Origin of the sequence: Okeania sp. SIO3I5, from assembly GCF_010672085.1 — a bacterium.
In the GTDB taxonomy this organism is placed as follows: Bacteria; Cyanobacteriota; Cyanobacteriia; order Cyanobacteriales; family Microcoleaceae; genus Trichodesmium.
Window position 1 is genome coordinate 1 of sequence record NZ_JAAHHT010000408.1, and the last position, 4800, is coordinate 4800.

General features: G+C 36.1%; 6 protein-coding genes and 1 pseudogene. All 7 read right to left on the reverse strand.

The annotated features are described in order from the left end of the window. Nucleotides 1–89: 89 nt before the first annotated feature. Nucleotides 90–377 carry a helix-turn-helix domain-containing protein gene (locus F6K40_RS38785; protein WP_293145197.1) on the reverse strand — a complete coding sequence of 96 codons (288 nt, stop codon included), beginning with the start codon at nt 375–377 and terminating at the stop codon, nt 90–92. Nucleotides 378–592: 215 nt separating this feature from the next. Then, on the reverse strand, nt 593–1210 hold the full coding sequence (locus tag F6K40_RS38790; protein WP_293145199.1) for an alpha/beta hydrolase: 618 nt from the start codon (nt 1208–1210) through the stop codon (nt 593–595). 305 nt (nt 1211–1515) lie between these two features. After that, nucleotides 1516–1707: a hypothetical protein gene (locus tag F6K40_RS38795; RefSeq protein ID WP_293145201.1), complete on the reverse strand. Its 192-nt coding sequence runs from the start codon at nt 1705–1707 to the stop codon at nt 1516–1518. 91 nt (nt 1708–1798) lie between these two features. After that, a complete protein-coding gene (locus F6K40_RS38800; protein ID WP_293145204.1) occupies nt 1799–2506 on the reverse strand; it encodes a hypothetical protein in 708 nt (235 codons plus the stop codon). Nucleotides 2507–2508: 2 nt separating this feature from the next. Further along, entirely contained in the window at nt 2509–3030 is a 522-nt protein-coding gene (locus F6K40_RS38805; RefSeq protein ID WP_293145207.1) for a hypothetical protein, read from the reverse strand. A gap of 320 nt (nt 3031–3350) precedes the next feature. After that, nucleotides 3351–3728 (reverse strand): annotated as a pseudogene (locus F6K40_RS41230) (GUN4 domain-containing protein); the annotation flags it as partial. A 354-nt stretch (nt 3729–4082) separates the two neighbouring features. After that, nucleotides 4083–4559, reverse strand: a complete 477-nt coding sequence (locus F6K40_RS38810; RefSeq protein ID WP_293145210.1) for a hypothetical protein — start codon at nt 4557–4559, stop codon at nt 4083–4085. Between the last annotated feature and the right edge of the window lie 241 nt (nt 4560–4800).

The window sequence follows — 4800 nt, forward strand, 5'->3', positions numbered from 1 at the left end:
CAGCATATATGCTGGAGTTCACATATTGTGGTCGTGACCTGCCAACGTAGTCAATTAAGACTTAATCTGCAACCTTTGAGAGACAATTCCTAAAAATGTCTAGGATTGGCTAGGTTTTTCAAAGGTGGTATGTTTTGATAAATCCGCTGTACAGACGTTCGCATTTTCGTTACCGCCCAACTCAACAAAAATGCTAACGTCCCTACTACTGAAGCATTAAGAGGACACGAGTAAACTCTTGTCCGCGTGGCTTCAAACCAGTTTAACCTTTCAGCTAAACGGTAATTATATTGAAGTCTCGCCATGGACAACCAGTTAGATATAATTACTGCTTGACTCTTATGTGGCTTGAGCTTGTACTTATATTTCAGTAGCATGGTATAATCTACCTGGATTTCTCAGCTTGTTATTATAATGGCTATGTATATAATTGTCAATGGCTATAGCCAAATATAACTATAGGACGGTACTTCCTGGCCCGGCTTTCCCATCCCTGAGCTCCCCTCCTCCCTTTCCAAGGGGGGTTAGGGGGGATGGAGAGCGCGGGACTTCCCGCCGGGGAAGTTAACATTTTTACAATATAGTAGTTCTTCTAGGCTTTTGCTATAACATCTATAACAAAACTTCGCATCAACTCCAAAATCTCTGGGCGAATTTCATGCCCCATATCAAATTCTTGATACTGTATATTTGCCCCTAAATTTGTAAAAGTATCACGCGATCGCCTCCCTTGTTGAATAGGTACAACTGGGTCTTCTATACCATGCACAATTAAAATGGGCGGTAATTTTTCTACAGATGGTTGAACTGGAGAATGTAAATAACCACTGAGAATAATTAAGCCGGCTATAGGCAAAGTTATTCCTACATCCATAGCCATTGCCCCACCCTGAGAAAAACCACATAGAATAGTTTTGGATAATGGTATCCCTGTTTTACTTTCCAGAGAAATTAGCCAATCAATCAACATTTGGCGACTTTCTGCTAAACCTTGGTATTCTTGGTTGGACAAATCGTACCACATTTTTCCTCCAGGAACTTCAGGATGAGGTAGTGGGGCGTCTGGGAATTCAAACCTATAATCAGGGAGATTCAATTCTCCTACAAAGGGTGTTAAATCATTACAGTTAGCTCCCCAACCATGCAAAGCAACAAATAGAGAAGTAGGTTCTAATTTAGGTGGAACGGAAATTGAACTTAATAGTGTCATTTTAGTTATTAGTTATTAGTTATTAGTACCTCCCGCTGAATTAGGAGGCAAGAAAACCCGAAATTTCTTCTTTTATCATCTCAAAAAAGGGAGGCTATTGACTTTGTTTATTGGTAATTGTGGTCATTTAATAGAAAAAAATTAGCCGTTGGTGAATCAAGCTATGAAATCTAAAATTTGTCAAATATAAAATGCTTTTTAATTAGGAGTTGGGCAATTACCATTTTAAGAAAAATTATAGCAAAAATGACCAATGCCAAAAATTATTTACAAAATAAAAGTATTTCAGTAACTACTATTAGAGATTAATACAAATTACTATAAAAATAGTTACAGAGTTTTATATTAATATGGTTATTTTCATTATTTTCTGCACTGGTATTTATCGATAGTTTGTTCTCGTAGTCGGCAAGTTTTTCTTGCCAATTCCTCAGTGCTTGTTCTAGGTTTTCTCTGAATATTTTTTGAGAATTCTTATATATCCAGGACTTACGCATTTTTGAGTTCTAAACACTACATATTTATAACGTTATAGTTTTTGAAGACTATAGACACTATATATAGTGTCTCTGCGTAAGTCCTGATATCCTAAACTGACACGTGTGTAGTAATTACTCGACGAGGTTGATTTGCTGCTTCAATAGTCATTTTAATTTTACCTATCTTGCCACTACTAGGATCTAGTGCTTCATAACGACGAGTGACTAACCCTAACCGTGTTTCATACTGGGTTAGTCCTACTTTTGAATTTGGTCCAATAGTTGGATCGTTATCCCCTCGCCAAGTAGTCCAATCTTCAAATCGAGAACCCGAAGGTATGAGAGAGCCATCAATTTCATCAGGAGAAAGTCCTTCAGCAGCCAAGTAATTAGTGGCGGATTTTATTCCTACAATAGTCGGACTTGCCAATATAAATTCTTTGCCTGACGTATCAACATTAGCTAATGCAAAATTGGGGGCGATTGTCTCATTTTTATCATAACCCCAAAGTGGATTATTATTTCTACTACCACCACCTATTTGAGCAAAGGGAGTTTGATTTTGTGTATATCCGCGCTCAAAAAGTTTTGTATTGACAGCTTTAACAGCAGACTCAATATCAGAAACTAATTCTTCATTTAATTGGGCAGCAATAGCTTTAACAAGGTCAAAAAATATGTTCCTAATATTTTCGTTTTCTAACAATAAATCAAAGGATTGAGCTTCTGTAGGCTTTGGAAAGAATATTCCAGAGCTAGCTGCTAGAGAAGTACCACCTAAGATAGCTAGTTTTGTAAATTTGCGTCGGTTTAACATAATTATTCCAATGGTACAAGATTATCGTCAAGAATATACAAATATGGACCATCATTTGTGGTTTGAAATTCTATAGCCATGTCCTCGCTATTAGCAACATCTAATAACAAAGTTTTTATTTCACCACGATTTACAGTATGACCAGCAGTTATTTTTCCATCTAAATAAACTTTAACCTCAATTTGTACATTACTGGCAAATTCGTCAACTCCAAAAGTGAATCTAAAAGTTCCAAAAGGTTGTGTTGTTCCTTTAGGATTAATCTTACAAACCAGGGTATAGATTGTATTTTCGCTGTCAAAATTCACACGAGCAATATAGGGTTCAAGTTGTTTTCCGATAGAAATATTTCCATTACGAGATTTCCAATAGAAATATCCATTACGATTACATTCTCGTAGTTTTGACGTTAAAGATACAAAGTTAGTTGCACCTTTTGAACGTTGTGCTTGTGTAGTTTCTATCCCGAATGCAGTTAAAATTAAACTTAGAAATCCAATGCTAATCAATCTAGAAAATTTCATACTTCCTCTTAAATGTTTCTTATCCATAAATTATAGCAAAACCATTTTAGTTTTTAATAAGCCACTTAATTAGAAAAACTGTTTTAGGTTCCTTTAACTTTACAACTCATTTAGACTTGCTACATTAAGTAATTTATTCACTAAAACACATAGATTTGTACTGTCATTTTCTTCGAGACAATTTCGCGGATTCTCCCAAATTATATCGTGATAGTCTAGCCAGTCATATTTCAATTTTGTTATCTCATCTTACTTTGGTTCTAACTCATATTCAGATAAAAAAAAGAAGATTTTTCCTTATCTTGAAAAGGTATTCATTTTTAGTTGAAATTACACTTTAGCAAAAGACTAATTGCATCTTCTCCTACTGCCCAAATAACAGTCATACCAGTATGGGGAAGATGCCCTCGCGGAGATTTACTTTCAAACATAAGGTTATTGTAATCTGCCGTTTGGTCTCTGCCTATATATTCGAGAAATTTTTGATAAGTTTCGAGGTCAAAACTTTCAGGATTTTTGGCAATATCCTCCCAAATTTGTTTTTGTATGCTAAATCCAAAATGTTCATCGCTAGAGTTTTTCCAAAGATTATCAATAACTCGTAAATCTTCGCAAGAAAAATTTCTAACCGACTCACCATTGAGAAATCCTTCTTTTTGGCGATTTGCTCTTATTAGTATAAGCTCTCCTGTTTTTAAATCAGCTTCTTTTCATTCTTTAAGTGCCAAAAGATGAGTTAAATCAGTATATTCCTTTAGTTCTTTAATAGAAGTATCTAATGATAGTGAAGGTGTCTTTACAGGTGAGATTTCTGTATATTTATCATCCGAAAAAACTAGATTTATTATAATTATCAAGATTAACGCAATAATTACTCCCAAACCTAGAAAAAAAAACATAATTGGCTGTAATTTAAACTGTTGCTTTACAGTGTCTATTACCTCATAGCGATCGCTAAATTTATTAGCTCCAGTCTGATGACTAAAACTTTCAGGAATACCTTTTTGCAGTTGGGTACTTTCTTTTGTCGTTGACCCTTCCGACGACTCTATTCAAATGGTGACATTACCATGAATGGTACTACCTTTAAACGCTTCCGAGCTACCTACAAACGCCCCAGTCTCAACAATATTACCCCCACTCATAGTGCTTTGCTGAAGCAAAGCATTAATTTTCATTTTTTCAGCAGTTACTCCTGGAAGCTGAATTTTCTCTAACTGCTTTTCAACATATTCTGGATTTTCCTCTTGAGCAACCGCAACCACATCAATAATATCTTGCTTAAATTCTGGGTTTTGATTAGCAACCGCCTCCATTTCCCGTATTGCTTGGTCAAAATCTTCAGGAAAAGGATTTTCCTGTCCAGGTTTCAAAGCACCAAAAGTATCCCCAGGCATTGCTTTTACCCGTTGCCACAACTTACCCACCTGATCCAAAGTCCTTTCCCCTAAACCTTCCCCTGTCTTTTCCACATATTTAATTAAAAAAGAATAGGCGATCGCTACTAGACCAATTTCTATAGGTTCCATTTTCTATCCTCCTTATTAACAGAAATAATGTTGTAATTATATACTATCGTTGACATACTCCCGAGGCTCCCCTACGGGAGAGCGCGGGATTCTTCAGTCTGGGAGACCCTGAGAGCAGTTTTAACAGAAGTGATGTCCTCCTCCTGTGTTGATAACAATCCAATTTTCTGTATCAGAAGTGCCGAGTTATAGTCCCTATCTAGTTCTTGTCCACATTCAGGACATGAATGCCAGCGCTCTG

Coding starts and splice junctions, on each gene's coding strand:
- F6K40_RS38785 (WP_293145197.1), bottom strand. CDS start 377: ATGCTACTGAAATATAAGTACAAGCTCAAGCCACATAAGAGTCAAGCA.
- F6K40_RS38790 (WP_293145199.1), bottom strand. CDS start 1,210: ATGACACTATTAAGTTCAATTTCCGTTCCACCTAAATTAGAACCTACT.
- F6K40_RS38795 (WP_293145201.1), bottom strand. CDS start 1,707: ATGCGTAAGTCCTGGATATATAAGAATTCTCAAAAAATATTCAGAGAA.
- F6K40_RS38800 (WP_293145204.1), bottom strand. CDS start 2,506: ATGTTAAACCGACGCAAATTTACAAAACTAGCTATCTTAGGTGGTACT.
- F6K40_RS38805 (WP_293145207.1), bottom strand. CDS start 3,030: ATGAAATTTTCTAGATTGATTAGCATTGGATTTCTAAGTTTAATTTTA.
- F6K40_RS38810 (WP_293145210.1), bottom strand. CDS start 4,559: ATGGAACCTATAGAAATTGGTCTAGTAGCGATCGCCTATTCTTTTTTA.